Source organism: Microbacterium xylanilyticum (assembly GCF_054654695.1).
Map to the genome: position 1 here is coordinate 2,845,107 of NZ_BAAIEN010000002.1, position 14,085 is coordinate 2,859,191.

The 14,085-nt window shown below is 71.5% G+C and carries 9 protein-coding genes and 1 pseudogene; 7 read left to right on the forward strand and 3 right to left on the reverse strand.

Annotation, left to right across the window (positions count from 1 at the left end):
* Window position 1 precedes the first annotated feature (1 nt).
* The 3 genes and pseudogenes from ACYQ1L_RS14270 to ACYQ1L_RS14280 all read left to right on the forward strand — a co-directional run bounded on the left by ACYQ1L_RS14270 (window position 2) and on the right by ACYQ1L_RS14280 (window position 3,971).
* Window positions 2–1,153: a carbohydrate ABC transporter permease gene (locus tag ACYQ1L_RS14270; protein ID WP_460004737.1), complete on the forward strand. Its 1,152-nt coding sequence runs from the start codon at window positions 2–4 to the stop codon at window positions 1,151–1,153.
* Window positions 1,150–2,027 (forward strand): annotated as a pseudogene (locus tag ACYQ1L_RS14275) (carbohydrate ABC transporter permease). Before ACYQ1L_RS14270 ends, ACYQ1L_RS14275 begins: the two are co-directional and overlap by 4 nt.
* An 81-nt stretch (window positions 2,028–2,108) precedes the next feature.
* Entirely contained in the window at window positions 2,109–3,971 is a 1,863-nt protein-coding gene (locus tag ACYQ1L_RS14280; protein WP_460004738.1) for a glycogen debranching N-terminal domain-containing protein, read from the forward strand.
* 21 nt (window positions 3,972–3,992) lie between these two features.
* On the opposite strand, the gene hutI is transcribed toward ACYQ1L_RS14280, so the two are convergent.
* The 3 genes from hutI to hutH all read right to left on the reverse strand — a co-directional run bounded on the left by hutI (window position 3,993) and on the right by hutH (window position 8,573).
* On the reverse strand, window positions 3,993–5,189 hold the full coding sequence (gene hutI, locus ACYQ1L_RS14285) for an imidazolonepropionase (RefSeq protein WP_460004739.1): 1,197 nt from the start codon (window positions 5,187–5,189) through the stop codon (window positions 3,993–3,995).
* Between the two features lie 143 nt (window positions 5,190–5,332).
* On the reverse strand, window positions 5,333–7,039 hold the full coding sequence (gene hutU, locus ACYQ1L_RS14290; RefSeq protein ID WP_460004740.1) for a urocanate hydratase: 1,707 nt from the start codon (window positions 7,037–7,039) through the stop codon (window positions 5,333–5,335).
* On the reverse strand, window positions 7,032–8,573 hold the full coding sequence (gene hutH / locus ACYQ1L_RS14295) for a histidine ammonia-lyase (protein WP_460004741.1): 1,542 nt from the start codon (window positions 8,571–8,573) through the stop codon (window positions 7,032–7,034). Before hutH ends, hutU begins: the two co-directional genes overlap by 8 nt.
* A gap of 311 nt (window positions 8,574–8,884) precedes the next feature.
* On the opposite strand from hutH, the gene ACYQ1L_RS14300 reads away from it, so the two are divergent.
* From ACYQ1L_RS14300 to ACYQ1L_RS14315, 4 genes are all read left to right on the forward strand, one after another.
* Entirely contained in the window at window positions 8,885–10,222 is a 1,338-nt protein-coding gene (locus ACYQ1L_RS14300; RefSeq protein WP_460004742.1) for a purine-cytosine permease family protein, read from the forward strand.
* Between the two features lie 108 nt (window positions 10,223–10,330).
* Window positions 10,331–11,878, forward strand: a complete 1,548-nt coding sequence (locus ACYQ1L_RS14305) for a hydantoinase/oxoprolinase N-terminal domain-containing protein (protein WP_460004743.1) — start codon at window positions 10,331–10,333, stop codon at window positions 11,876–11,878.
* 1 nt (window position 11,879) lies between these two features.
* Window positions 11,880–12,980: an S-methyl thiohydantoin desulfurase family protein gene (locus tag ACYQ1L_RS14310; protein ID WP_460004744.1), complete on the forward strand. Its 1,101-nt coding sequence runs from the start codon at window positions 11,880–11,882 to the stop codon at window positions 12,978–12,980.
* Window positions 12,977–14,071, forward strand: coding sequence for an S-methyl thiohydantoin desulfurase family protein (locus ACYQ1L_RS14315; RefSeq protein WP_460004745.1), 1,095 nt, complete (start codon window positions 12,977–12,979; stop codon window positions 14,069–14,071). Before ACYQ1L_RS14310 ends, ACYQ1L_RS14315 begins: the two co-directional genes overlap by 4 nt.
* Window positions 14,072–14,085: the final 14 nt, after the last annotated feature.

A 14,085-nucleotide genomic window follows, 5' to 3' on the forward strand; every position in this document is an offset into this window, starting at 1 on the left:
CATGCCCTCCTCCACCGTGCGGTCTCATCGTCCCGCGTCCCACCAGGGGCTGCGGCGCGGTGAGACCGCATCGGGGTGGCTGTTCACCGCCCCGATGCTGATCCTGCTCGGCCTGTTCCTGGTCGTGCCCGTGCTCATGGCCCTCTGGGTGAGCGTGAGCGACTGGGGCGGTCGCGGCTCCCCCTTCTCCGGCGGCGTCTCGTTCGTCGGTCTGAAGAACTACGCCGCCCTCCTGCTCGGCGGCGGCCTCGCCGAGGCCGACTTCGGCATGAGCCTGAAGAACAACGCCTGGTATGTGCTCCTCGTGGTCCCCTGCCAGACGGCCCTGAGCCTGTTCCTCGCCATACTGGTGAACCGGCAGATCCTCAAGGGTCGCGGAATCTTCCGCACCGCGTTCTACTTTCCCTCGGTGACCAGCTCGGTCGCCATCACCGTGCTGTTCCTGTTCCTGTTCTCCACGACGGGCGCCGTCAACGCCGCGCTCGGGTGGCTCGGCATCAACGGTCCGAACTGGCTCAACGACCCCTCCGGGATCCTGCACTTCGGCGCGCGCTCCGGCCCCGCGGCCCTCACGCAGAACAGCTTCCTCGGCGTCTCGTACTGGGACTGGATCGGCGGCCCCAGTGTCGCCATGTGCGTCTACATCATCATGGCGATCTTCACGACGAGCGGCACCTTCATGCTGCTGTTCCTCGCCGCACTGCAGAACATCTCGGGCGAGGTGCAGGAGGCCGCGATGATGGACGGCGCGAACGGGTGGCAGCGCTTCTGGCGGATCACGCTGCCGCAGCTGCGCCCCACGCTGTTCACCGTGCTGACGCTCGGCCTCATCGGCTGCTGGCAGGTCTTCGATCAGATCTACACCGGTACGCGCGGCCAGCCCGCCAAGACGACGATCACCCCGGCGTACCAGTCGTATCAGGCGTCGTTCCTCAACCAGGAATGGGGCCAGGGCGCGGCCATCGCGTTCATCCTGTTCGTCATCATCATCGTGTTCACACTCCTCCAGCGCTGGGTGCTGCGCGAGCGGAAGGTCTCCCGGCGTCGCAACCGTCCGTATCTGGAGGCCGCCGAGCGCGCGACCGCCCGCGCCACAGCGGGCCTGGCCGGAGCCGGCCCCTCGGCGGCGCCGACGGAAGGAGCCCCGCGATGAGCGGTGCATCCCCGGCCTCATCCCTCCCGCGCCGTCGACGGTGGACCACGGCGCGCATCGCGTCGACCTCCGTGCTGCACGCGCTGCTTATCGCCCTCGCTCTCGTATACATCTACCCGTTCCTGATCCAGGTGGCCACGAGCTTCAAGACGGATCCGGACGCGGCGTCGAACCCGCTCTCGCTCGTTCCGCAGACGTTCACGACGGAGGCGTACGCGCAGCTGTTCCTGAACAGCGACTTCCCGACCTGGTTCAAGAACTCCGTGATCGTCACGATCGTCGTCACCGTGGGCCGCGTCTTCTTCAACTCGCTCGCCGGGTACGCGCTCGCCCGCCTTCGGTTCCGCGGGCGCACGGTGGTGTTCGCATGCCTCGTCGCCGTCATGAGCGTGCCGACGGTCGTGCTGCTCATCCCGAAGTTCCTCGTGATCAACACGCTCGGCATGTACGACTCGTACGCGGGCATGATCCTGCCCCTGCTCGTCGACGCCGCCGGCGTCTTCATCATGAAGAACTTCTTCGAGTCGATCCCCGCCTCGGTGGAGGAGCAGGCGCGCATCGACGGGGCCGGCACGTTCCGGGTGTTCTGGTCGGTCGTGCTGCCCATGGCGCGACCCGCGCTCATCACGATCGTGATCCTGTCGTTCCAGGGATCCTGGAACGAGCTGGCGCATTTCATCGTGTCGACCCAGTCCCCCGAGCTCACCACTCTCACCCGCGGCGTCGCGCAGCTCGCGAACGGCCAGCTCAGCCAGGCCGGCAGTATCCGATCAAGCTCGCGGCCGCGATCATCATGACGATCCCGGTGGCCGTGATGTTCTTCCTCTTCCAGAAGCGCATCATGAACTCCAGCGACGGGGCGGTGAAGGAGTGACCGCCGAGGTGCGCGCCGCCCCCGCCCTCGCGTGATCCGCACCACTTCCGCACACCCGCCCGCCCCTCACGAAGGAGCCCCATGACCGACACCCCGCTGCAGCCCCTCCTGAACGACGCCGTCATCGCGCTCCAGGCGCCGACCCAGGTGTGGTCGGACGAGACGGGAGACCTGGGATCCGCGCCGATCCACGGCGTGTACCACGGCGACGTGCGGCACGTGCGGGCGCTGACGGTCGAGGTCGAGGGCAGCGCGGTCGAGTCGATCGCATGCTCCTCCCCCGCGCCTCAGCGAACGGTGTTCACGGGGGTGCTGCGCGGGATCGACGACGATCAGCCCGACCCGAAGGTGCGCCTCCAGCGCGCCCGCACGGTGCGCGCCGGTGGCGTCGCGGAGCAGATCCGGATCTCCTCGCACCGCGAGGCGCCGCTGCCGGTCGCCGTCACCGTGCGGATCCTGCCGGACTTCGAGCCGCTGCAGCGGGTCAAGGCGGGTCTCGCCGACGCCGGCGCCTGGGGCTGGGACGGCGAGCGCGCCTCTTCAGGAAGCGCCTCCTTCGCACTGACGGCGCCCGAGGCCACGGTCGCCGTCGAGGAGGCCGCCCTCGTGGTGCGCTGGAGCGCGATGCTGCCGCCGCGTTCGACGGCGGGCTTCTCGTTCGAGCTGGCGCTCGAGGATCCGACGCTTGTGGTGACATCGCCGGCCACGGATGCCCAGCCCGCCGTCCCGGAGACGCAGGATCCCCGGCTGCGCCGCTGGCTGCACCGTGCCGCGGGCGACCTCTCCGCCCTGCGCCTCGCCCTGCCCGCACACCCCGACGACGCGTTCTACGCCGCCGGTGCGCCGTGGTTCTTCACCCTCTTCGGGCGGGACTCCATCTGGGCCGCGCGGCTCGCGCTCCGCCAAGACCCGGCGATCGCGGCGTCAACCCTGCGCGTGCTCGCGCGGCTGCAGGGCACGAAGAACGACCCCGCCACCGCTGAAGCGCCCGGGAAGATCCCGCACGAGCTGCGCAGCGGCGCGCTCTCCCTGCCGAACGAGGGCGTGCACCTCCCCCCGCTCTACTACGGCACGGTCGACGCCACGCCGCTGTGGGTGTGCCTGCTCGCGGACGCCCGGCACGCCGGCATGCCGGAGGCCGAGGTGCGGGAGCTGCTGCCGAACCTGCGCGCGGCGCTCGGCTGGATGATCGACCACGGCGACGCCAGCGGATCCGGCTTCATCGACTACGTCGACGAGACGGGGCACGGCCTGGCGAACCAGGGCTGGAAGGACTCGGGCGACTCGATCCAGTGGCGCGACGGGCGCCTGGCCGAGGGTCCCATCGCACTCAGCGAAGTGCAGGCCTACGCGTATGAGGCAGCCGTGCGCGGCGCCGACCTGCTCGATGCGCTCGGCGAGGGCGGCGGCGAGGCGCTGCGGGTCTGGGCGGCGGACCTCCGCGCGCGCTTCCGCGCGGCGTACTGGGTGACCACGCCCGAGGGCCGCTACCCGGCGATCGCGCTGGACGCGTCCGGCGCCGCCGTCGACACGCTCACGAGCAACATCGGCCACCTCATCGGCACCGGGATCCTGGATCCCGACGAGGAGCGGATCTGCGCGGCGCTGCTGCTCGGCGACTCGATGTCGAGCGGATTCGGGATCCGCACGATGTCCGCGGGTGCGGCGGGCTTCTGGCCGCTCAGCTACCACGGCGGCAGCGTCTGGGCCCACGACACCGCGATCGCGGTGCACGGTCTGCTGCGCGCCGGACTGCGCGCCGAGGCCGCCGACATCGCGCACCAGCTCGTGGATGCCGCGGAGGGGTTCGGCTACCGGATGCCGGAGCTGCACGCGGGGGACGCCCGCGCGCTCGGCGTCGGCCCCGTGCCCTACCCGGCGTCGTGCCGCCCGCAGGCGTGGTCCGCCGCCGCGGCCGTGGTCTGCGCGGACGCCCTCGGCTGAGCGCGGCGGCGTGCGGGGGCGTCAGACCGCGCGCACGCCGTCCTTCCAGACGGCGTCCACGAGGGGCACGCCCGGGCGGTAGGCCAGGTGCACCCGGCTCGGCGCCTTCAGCAGCACGAGGTCGGCGCGCATGCCCGGAGCGATACGGCCGATGTCGTCGCGCCGCAGGGCGGCCGCGCCTCCGGCGGTCGCGGCGTGGATCGCCTCGGCGACGGTCATCCGCATGTCGCGCACGGCGACGGCGATGCAGAACGGCATCGACGAGGTGAAGCTCGAGCCGGGGTTCGTGTCGCAGGCGAGCGCCACGGTCACACCGGCGTCGATGAGCCGGCGGGCGTCGGGGTACGGCTGGCGCGTGGAGAACTCCACGCCCGGCAGCAGGGTGAGCACGGTGCCGGATCCGGCGAGCGCGGTCACGTCGTCGTCGGTGAGGTAGGTCCCGTGGTCGATGGAGGCGGCGCCGAGCTCGACCGCCAGCTGCACGCCCTCCCCCGGCCCGAGCTGGCTGGCGTGCACGCGGGGCTGGAGACCGCGGGCGATGCCGGCCTCGAGCACGCGGCGTGACTGGGGAACCGTGAAGGCGCCCGTCTCGCAGAACACGTCGATCCACTTCGCGTGCGGGGCGCAGGCGTCGAGCATTTCCCCCGTGACCAGGTCCACGTAGTCGTCGCCGCAGTCGGCGTACTCGGCGGGAACCACATGCGCGCCGAGGAACGTGACCTCGGGCGTGACCTCGGCGGCCAGGCGCACCAGGCGCTCTTCGGTCGCGACGTCGAGTCCGTAGCCGCTCTTGATCTCGACGGTCGTGGTGCCCTGGACGAGCATCTCGTCGAGGAAGCCGCGCAGCCGGGCGCGCAGCTCGTCGTCGGTCGCGGCCCGGGTGGCCGCCACGGTCGAGCGGATGCCGCCCGCGGCGTACTTCTGCCCCTGCATGCGGGCCTCGAACTCCGCGGCGCGGTCGCCGCCGAACACGAGGTGGCTGTGGCTGTCCACGAACCCGGGGATCACGGCGCGCCCCTGGGCGTCCACGATCTCATCGGCCTCGGGCGCGTCGGCCGCAGCACCGACCCAGGCGATCCGGTCGCCGTCGATGAGCACGGCGGCGTCGTGCCGCGTGCCGCAGAGATCGGCACCGGCTCCGAGCCCGCCGACGGGCGCAGGGACCGAAGCCGGGACGTTCGTGGTCAGCTCGCCGATGTTCGTGATCAGGGTCCGCATGGGTTCATCCTCCCGCTGTGGCGGGCCGGACGCTGCGATGACTCAGCGACCGGCCCTTGCGCAAAATGTCGCGTCCCGCTCTCTGCATCCGCATCCCCCGACGGGAAGCAGAGAGCGGGACGCCGGCTGTGTCCGCGCCCGGCTCAGAGGCCCATCGGGACCTTGAGGCCGCGCTCGCGGGCGATGTCCTTCGCGTGGTCGTAGCCCGCGTCGACGTGCCGCATGACGCCGGTGCCCGGGTCGTTGGTGAGGACGCGCTCGAGCTTCTCGGCGGCCAGGGCGGATCCGTCCGCCACGGTCACCTGACCGGCGTGGATGGAGCGGCCGATGCCGACGCCGCCGCCGTGGTGCAGCGACACCCAGCTCGCGCCCGAGGCCGTGTTCAGCAGGGCGTTGAGCAGCGGCCAGTCGGCGATCGCGTCGGAGCCGTCCTTCATGGCCTCGGTCTCCCGGTACGGGCTCGCGACCGAACCCGAGTCGAGGTGGTCGCGGCCGATCACGATCGGCGCGGACAGCTCGCCCGAAGCGACCATCTCGTTGAACTTCAGGCCCGCCAGGTGGCGCTCCTTGTAGCCGAGCCAGCAGATGCGGGCGGGCAGGCCCTCGAAGTGCACCTTCTCGCCGGCCTTCTCCAGCCAGCGGTGCAGCGCGGCGTCCTCCGGGAAGAGCTCCGCGATCGCGCGGTCGGTCTTGTAGATGTCCTCGGGGTCGCCCGAGAGCGCCGCCCAGCGGAACGGGCCGCGGCCCTCTTCGAACTGCGGGCGGATGTACGCCGGCACGAAGCCGGGGAACTCGAAGGCGCGGTCGAAGCCGCCGAGCTTGGCCTCGGCGCGGATCGAGTTGCCGTAGTCGAACACCGCGGCACCGGCGTCCTGGAACGCGACCATGGCGGCCACGTGCGCGGCCATGGCCTCGCGGGAGCGGCGGGTGAACTCCTCCGGGTCGCGCTCCACCTCGGTCTTCCAGTCCTCGACGGAGATGCCGATCGGCAGGTACGCGAGCGGGTCGTGCGCGCTGGTCTGGTCGGTGACGACGTCGATCACGATCTCGCCGGCCTGCTGGCGGCGGAACAGCTCGGGGAACACCTCGGCGGCGTTCCCGACGATGCCGACGGAGAGGGCCTCGCCGGCCTCCTTCGCGGCCACGGCATGGGCGACGGCCTCGTCGAGGTCGGTGTAGTAGACGTCGAGGTAGCCGTGGTCCACGCGGCGCGCGAGACGCGACTCGTCGACGTCGACGATCAGGCAGGCGCCCTCGTTCAGGGTGACGGCGAGCGGCTGCGCGCCGCCCATGCCGCCGGCGCCGCCGGTGAGCGAGAGCGTGCCCTTGAGCGAGTCCTTGCCGAGCGAGCGGGCGACCGCGGCGAACGTCTCGTAGGTGCCCTGCAGGATGCCCTGGGATCCGATGTAGATCCAGGATCCGGCCGTCATCTGGCCGTACATCATCAGGCCCTCGGCCTCGAGGCGGCGGAACTCGGGCCAGGTGGCCCAGTCGCCGACGAGGTTGGAGTTGGCGATGAGCACCCGCGGCGCCCACTCGTGCGTGCGGAACACGCCGACCGGCTTGCCCGACTGCACGAGCAGCGTCTCGTCGGGCTCGAGCTCGTCGAGCGTGCGGACGATCGCGTCGTACGCCTCCCAGCTGCGCGCGGCGCGGCCGGTGCCGCCGTAGACCACGAGGTCCTCGGGGTGCTCGGCGACCTCGGGGTCGAGGTTGTTCATCAGCATGCGCTTGGCCGCCTCGGCGCCCCAGCTCTTCGCGGTGCGCTCGTTGCCGCGGATGGCGCGGATGGAACGGGCCGGGTCCGACAGGGTCGGGCCCGCGGTCGTGGGGGTGGTGGTGTCAGTCATTCGCGTGCTCCTTCGCAATCGCAGCGATCTGGCCGGACTGCACGAGCGCGGTCACGGCCTCCATGTCGGGAGAGAGGAATCGGTCGGGGCCGGGGCCGCCGGCCACGGTGCGGACGAGGTCGCGGACCGCGCCGGTGGCGGGGCCGGCCTCGAGCGGCGCGCGCAGGTCGAGCGCGCGGGCGCCGGTGAGGATCTCGATCGCGAGCACGCGGCCGAGGCCGTCGATCGCGCGACGGAGCTTGCGGGCCGCGGCCCAGCCCATCGAGACGTGGTCCTCCTGCATCGCCGAGGACGGGATCGAGTCGACCGAGGCGGGCACCGCGAGCCGCTTGAGCTCGGAGACGATGCCGGCCGCGGCGTACTGCGCGATCATCAGGCCGGAGTCGACGCCGACCTCGTCCGCGAGGAACGGCGGCAGGCCGTGGTTGCGGGCCGGATCCAGAGCGCGGTCCGTGCGACGCTCGGCGACCGACGCCACATCCGCGACGGAGATCGCGAGGAAGTCGAGCACCGCGGCGACCGGCGCACCATGGAAGTTGCCGTTGGACTCGATGCGGCCGTCGCTGGTGACGACGGGGTTGTCCACGACGCTGGCGAGCTCGCGCTCGGCGATCGTGGTCGCATAGGCGGCGGTGTCGCGGGCGGCGCCGTGCACCTGCGGCGAGCAGCGCAGCGAGTAGGCGTCCTGCACCCGGCCGTCCTCCGGGCCCTTGTGGCTGGCGACCATCGGAGAGGATCCGAGGAACGCGCGCAGGTGCGAAGCGGAGACGGCCTGGCCGACCTGCGGACGCAGCGCCATCAGATCCGCGGCGAAGACCGCGTCGGTGCCGAGCTGCGACTCGATCGACATGGCCGCCGAGATGTCGGCCGTGATGAGCAGCTCCTCGAGGTCGTGCAGCGCGAGCACCAGCATGCCGAGCATGCCGTCGGTGCCGTTGATGAGGGCGAGGCCCTCCTTCTCCACGAGCTGCAGCGGCTCGATGCCCGCTGCGGCGAGCGCATCGGCGGCGGGCACCTTCTCGCCGTCGGCGTTGCGGACGTCGCCCTCGCCCATGCTGGCGAGCGCGATGTGAGCGAGCGGGGCGAGGTCGCCCGAGCAGCCGAGCGAGCCGTACTCGCGGACGATCGGGATGACGCCGGCGTTGAGCATGGCGGCGTAGGTCTCGACGACGACCGGGCGCACGCCGGTGTGGCCGGAGGCGAGGGTCTGCAGGCGCAGCAGCTGCAGGGCGCGGATGACCTCGGTCTCGACCTCGGCGCCGGTGCCGGCGGCGTGCGACCGGATCAGGCTCTGCTGCAGCTGGCGGCGGCGCTCGGGGGCGATGAACGTGGTGGCCAGCGCACCGAAGCCGGTGGAGACGCCGTAGTGCGGCTTGGGGTCGGCGGCCATGCTGTCGATGACGGCACGCGCGCCCGCGACGCGGTCCAGGGCACCGGCGTCGATGACGACGCGGGCGTGGTGGCGGGCGACGGCGACGACGTCCTCGGGGCGCAGCGGCGCCGCACCGATGGTGACGGGAGATGTGTGGGGCATGAGACGATTTCACACCCTCGCGCGGCCCGGAACGAGGGCGATCACGCATCGCCTGTCTGTGATACCAGACAATTGGCATACCGATGGAGGCGGGGCTCCATCGGGGCTCGGTGCGCTTCATCGCAGACCCCGCCAGGCTGTGAAGTGCACGCCGCGCCGCGCCTCATCGGAGACGCGCACGGCAACGACGGAGAAGACTCGGATGTGCGATCTGTCGGACCAGGTCGCGATTCCGTGCAGATCGCACATGGCGCGCCGTCAGGCGCGGAACTAGCGTGGGCGCAACCATTCCCCGCCCGAAGGAAACGACCATGGCCCCCATCGCCACGCATGACGACTTCGCCCTCTCCCGCGTGACCCCCGAAGCGCGAAAGCCCTGGTTCGGCATCGCCGTGCAGCGCTTCGGCCAGGTCTCGGCGCTCTCCCAGTTCCTGCTCGGCGCGACGCTGGGCTACGGCATGACCTTCGGCGAGGCGGCGCTCGCCTTCCTCCTCGGATCCCTGATCCTCGAGGTGATCATGTGCATCGTCGGTTTCATCGGCCAGCGCGAGGGCCTGAACACCGCCCTGCTCGCCCGCTGGACCGGCTTCGGCGAGATCGGCGCCTCGCTGGTCGGCCTCGCCATCGGCATCAGCCTCATCGGCTGGTTCGGGATCCAGTCCGCCATCTCGGCGCAGTCGCTTGACGCGCTCATGCCCGGCGTCCTGCCGACCTGGACGTGGAGCCTGCTGTTCGGCCTGGCCGTCACGGCGATCGTCGCCTTCGGCTTCCTCGGCATGCAGTGGCTCGCGAACATCACCGTGCCGCTGTTCCTCGTGCTCGTGGGCTGGTCGGTGGTCTCCGAGCTCAGCCGCCACGACCTGGGTGCGCTGCTGTCCAGCCCTGCTCCCGGACCGCACATCAGCGTCTGGGCGGGCACGGGGATCGTCGCCGGCGGCCTCATCGTGGGCGCCATCATCACGGGCGACATGACCCGCTTCAACCGCTCGCGCGCCGACGTCGTGAAGCAGACCGTGGTGGGCGTCACGCTCGGCGAGTTCGTGATCGGCCTGGCGGGCGTGCTCCTCGCGCACGCCGCCAAGTCGGGCGACATCGTCGCGATCGTGACCAGCTCGGTGGGGCTCATCGGTCTCATCATCGTCATCACCGGCACGCTGAAGATCAACGACTGGAACCTGTACTCCTCGACGCTGGGGCTGGTGAACTTCATCTCCACGACGTTCGGGAAGAACCTGCACCGCGTCACCACCACGATCGTCCTCGGCGTCGTCGGATCCGTGCTCGCCGCGGCCGGCATCCTCGGCCAGTTCACCCAGTTCCTCATCGTGCTGAGCGTCGCGTTCCCGCCGATCGCCGGCATCATGGTCGCCGAGTACTTCGTCGTCCGTCGCTGGCGTGGAGAGCTCGACGAGAGCCGCGAGCAGGGCGTGCTCCCGGCCGCCGCACCGCGGATCGTGCCCGCGACGATCGTGATCTGGTTGATCTCCTCCCTCGTCGGCTACTTCGTCACCTGGGGCATCCCGTCGCTCATCAGCCTGTTCCTCTCGATGGTCCTCTACATCGCCGCCGGCAAGCTCGGCCTGGTCCGCGGGATCGGCAGCGTGCCGACCCGTCAGGTCGACGTCCCCGCCGAGACGACCGCGACCTGACCCGCTTCCCGCGGGGCGCGGCTCCTCCTGGCGCCCCGCGGGAGACCACCACCGGATCGGATCCGGACGCAGCACACCCGCTCACGAAGCACACAGAAGGCGAGAACCATGCACATCGGCATCGACGTCGGCGGCACCAACACCGACGCCGTCCTCATGGACGGCACGCGCACCCTGGCCGGAGTCAAGCACTCCACGACGCCGGACGTGACCAGCGGGATCGTGCAGGCGATCGAGGACCTGCGCGCCCGGCACCCGTTCGACGGATCCGACATCGACGCCGTGATGATCGGCACCACGCACTTCATCAACGCGCTCGTGCAGGCCAGCCGGCTCGCCCCGACGGCCGCCCTGCGTCTCGGCCTGCCGGCCACCCGGGCGCTGCCGCCGCTGGTGGACTGGCCCGAGGTGCTCATCGAAGCGGCACAGGCTCGCAGCTACCTCGCCCACGGCGGCTACGAGTTCGACGGCCGCCCCATCTCCCCCCTCGACCCCGAGGAACTGCGCGCCGCGGCCGAGGACATGAAGGCGCACGGGATCCGCTCGGTCGCGATCTCCTCGGTGTTCAGCCCCGTCAACCACGACCTGGAGGTGTGTGCGGCCGAGATCGTCGGCGACGTGCTGGGCCCGGACGTCGCGATCTCGCTGTCCCACGAGATCGGCCGGATCGGGATCCTGGAGCGCGAGAACGCCACGATCATCAACGCGGCGCTGCGCGAGCTCGCGTCGGAGATCGTGGACGGACTGACCGCGGCGGTGCGCGCGCACGGCATCGAGGCGTCGATCTTCCTCAGCCAGAACGACGGCACGCTCATGGACGAGGATTACGTGCGCCGGTACCCGGTCGCCACGTTCGCCTCCGGGCCCACGAACTCCATGCGCGGAGCGGCCGCGACGAGCGGCCTGCAGGACTGCGCCGTGATCGATGTCGGCGGCACCACCGCCGACATCGGCCTGCTCGTCAACGGCTTCCCCCGCGAGACCGCGAACGAGGTGAAGGTCGCCGGGATCCGCACGAACTTCCGGATGCCCGACGTGCTCTCGCTCGGCATCGGCGGCGGCAGCATCGTCGACCCCGAGACCGCCGAGGTCGGGCCCGCGTCGGTCGGCTACCGCCTCACCACGGAGGCGCTCGTGTTCGGCGGATCCACGCTGACCGCGACCGACATCGCCGTCGCGGCGGGACGCGCCGAGGTCGGCGACCCGTCGAAGGTCGCGCACCTGGATCCCGCCTTCGTCTCCCGCGTGCTCGACCGCATCGCGGAGCGCGTGTCCGAGGCTGTGGACCGGATGCGCACCTCCCCGGACCCCATCGCCGTCGTGGCCGTGGGCGGCGGATCCATCCTGCTGCCGGACGAGCTGCCCATGTTCGGCACGGTGCACCGGCCGGAGAACTACGCCGTCGCGAACGCGATCGGCGCCTCGATCGCCCAGGTCGGCGGCGAGATCGACAAGGTCTACGCGATCGCCCCCGGCGAGCGCGAGCAGACCATCGCCGCGATCCGCGCCGAGGCCGTCGACAAGGCCATCGCCGCGGGCGCCAGACCGTCCACGGTGTCGATCATCGACTTCGACGAGGTGCCGATCCCGTACCTGCCCGGCAACGCCACGCGCATCCGCGCCAAGGCGGTCGGCGACCTGGACATGGGGGCCTGAGATGGGCTGGCGGATCGACATCCCGCAGGTCGAGGACCTCGCCCGCGGCGCCGCGCTGTTCGGCACGGGCGGCGGCGGCGACCCCTACATCGGGTCGCTCCTCGCCCGTCAGGCGCTCGCGGACGGCCCGGTCGACGTCCTCGACCTCGTCGAGGTCCCCGACGACGCTCACGTGCTGTTCGTCGCGATGATGGGGGCGCCGACCGTCATGGTCGAGAAGCTGCCCAGCCTGGACGAGGTCGTCGAGCCCGTGCGCGCGCTCGGGTCGCACCTGGGTCGCCCGGTGACGCACATCGCGTGCGCCGAGGTCGGCGGCGTCAACTCCACGATCCCCGTGGCCGCGGCCGCAGCCCTGGGCCTCCCCCTCATCGACGCGGACGGCATGGGCCGGGCCTTCCCCGAGCTGCAGATGGTGCTGCCCACGCTCATCGGCGTGACCGCCTCGCCGCTCGCACTCAGCGACGAGAAGGGCAACGTCGCGGTCCTGCAGACGGTCGACAACAGCTGGACCGAGCGGATCGCGCGCGTGGCGACCGTCGAGATGGGCTGCTCCACGATGATCGCGGGGTTCTCGATGACCGGTGCGCAGGCGCGCGCGGGCCTGGTGGGCGGCTCCCTGTCGCGGTGCATGACCGTGGGCCGCGCGATCGCCGACGCACGTGCGGACAAGAGCGACCCGGTGGCGGCCGCGGTGTCGCTGCTGCAGGGCCGCGAGCTCTTCGACGGCAAGGTCGTCGACGTGCAGCGCACGACGACGACCGGCTTCGCGCGCGGCCGGGCCCGCATCGAGGGCGAGGGCGGCTCCGCGCTCACCCTGCAGTTCCAGAACGAGCACCTCGTCGCCGAGGCCGACGGCCGCACCCTCGCCACGACCCCCGACCTCATCATGGTCGTGGAGGGCGAGACCGGCGAGCCCATCACCACGGAGGCCCTGCGCTACGGGCAGCGCGTGCGGGTGCTGGCCGCACCGGCCGACGAGCGCTGGCACTCGGCCGAGGCCCTCGCGATGGTCGGTCCCGGCTACTTCGGGTACGACCTGCCCGCGCACCGCTTCGACGGCACGGTATCGTCCGGAACCGCTGCCGGGGAGGGGGCGAAGTGAGCTGGCTCCTCACCGCGGCCGATCTCCCCGACCTCGCCCGCGGTGCCACGCTGCTGGGCACGGGCGGCGGCGGCGACCCGTACATCGGCAGCAAGCTCGTCGAGCGCGTGCTCGGCGACCGAGCCATCACGATCCTGGATCCGGATGAGCTCGCCGACGACCTGTTCGTGATCCCGACCGCGCAGATGGGCGCGCCGACCGTGATGGTGGAGAAGATCCCGGCCGGCACCGAGCCCACCCAGGCGCTGCGCGCTCTGGAGACGCACCTGGGCCGCGCGGCCGACGCGACCATGCCGATCGAGTGCGGCGGCATCAACTCGATGATCCCGCTCGTCGTCGCCGCCGAGACCGGCCTTCCCGTCGTGGACGCGGACGGCATGGGCCGTGCGTTCCCCGAGCTGTCCATGGAGACCTTCGCGGTCTACGGCGTGCACGGTTCGCCGCTGGCCCTCGCCGGAGAGCGCGGCGAGACCGTGATCATCGACACCGGCGACGACGACCGTCAGATGGAGTGGCTGGCGCGAGCCGTGACGATCCGTCTCGGCGGCGTCGGGCACATCGCCGAGTACGCCATGACCGGCGCGGACGTGCGGCGCACCGCCGTCCCCCGCACGATCTCGATGGCCCTCGCACTCGGTCGCGCCATCCGCGTGGCGCGCGAACAGCACCGCTCGCCCTTCGCGGCGATCGCCGACACCTTGTCCACGACGCTGTACCCGCACCTGCGCGAGCTGTGCGTCGGCAAGGTCGTCGATGTGGAGCGGCGCACGACCGAGGGCTTCGCGAAGGGTCGCGCGGTCATCGCTCCGCTGGACGGCGACGGGATGTTGGAGATCCGGTTCCAGAACGAGAACCTCACGGCTCATCGGGACGGAGAGCTCGTCGCGATCGTGCCGGATCTGATCTGCGTCGTGGACCACGAGACCGCCGAGCCGATCACGACGGAGGGCCTGCGCTACGGCCAGCGCGTGCGGGTGCTCGGCATCTCCACTCCGGACATGATGCGCACGCCCGCCGCGCTGGATGCGTTCGGGCCGGCCGCGTTCGGCCTCGAGGAGCAGTTCGTTCCCGTCGAACGGCTCGGATCCTGATTGCCGACCACGGC

What these genes read in the sequence shown, in the direction of transcription:
- ACYQ1L_RS14280 (WP_460004738.1), top strand. Translation starts at nt 2,109, where the DNA reads ATGACCGACACCCCGCTGCAGCCCCTCCTGAACGACGCCGTCATCGCG.
- ACYQ1L_RS14305 (WP_460004743.1), top strand. Translation starts at nt 10,331, where the DNA reads ATGCACATCGGCATCGACGTCGGCGGCACCAACACCGACGCCGTCCTC.
- hutU (WP_460004740.1), bottom strand. Translation starts at nt 7,039, where the DNA reads ATGACTGACACCACCACCCCCACGACCGCGGGCCCGACCCTGTCGGAC.
- ACYQ1L_RS14270 (WP_460004737.1), top strand. Translation starts at nt 2, where the DNA reads ATGCCCTCCTCCACCGTGCGGTCTCATCGTCCCGCGTCCCACCAGGGG.
- hutH (WP_460004741.1), bottom strand. Translation starts at nt 8,573, where the DNA reads ATGCCCCACACATCTCCCGTCACCATCGGTGCGGCGCCGCTGCGCCCC.
- ACYQ1L_RS14310 (WP_460004744.1), top strand. Translation starts at nt 11,880, where the DNA reads ATGGGCTGGCGGATCGACATCCCGCAGGTCGAGGACCTCGCCCGCGGC.
- ACYQ1L_RS14300 (WP_460004742.1), top strand. Translation starts at nt 8,885, where the DNA reads ATGGCCCCCATCGCCACGCATGACGACTTCGCCCTCTCCCGCGTGACC.
- hutI (WP_460004739.1), bottom strand. Translation starts at nt 5,189, where the DNA reads ATGCGGACCCTGATCACGAACATCGGCGAGCTGACCACGAACGTCCCG.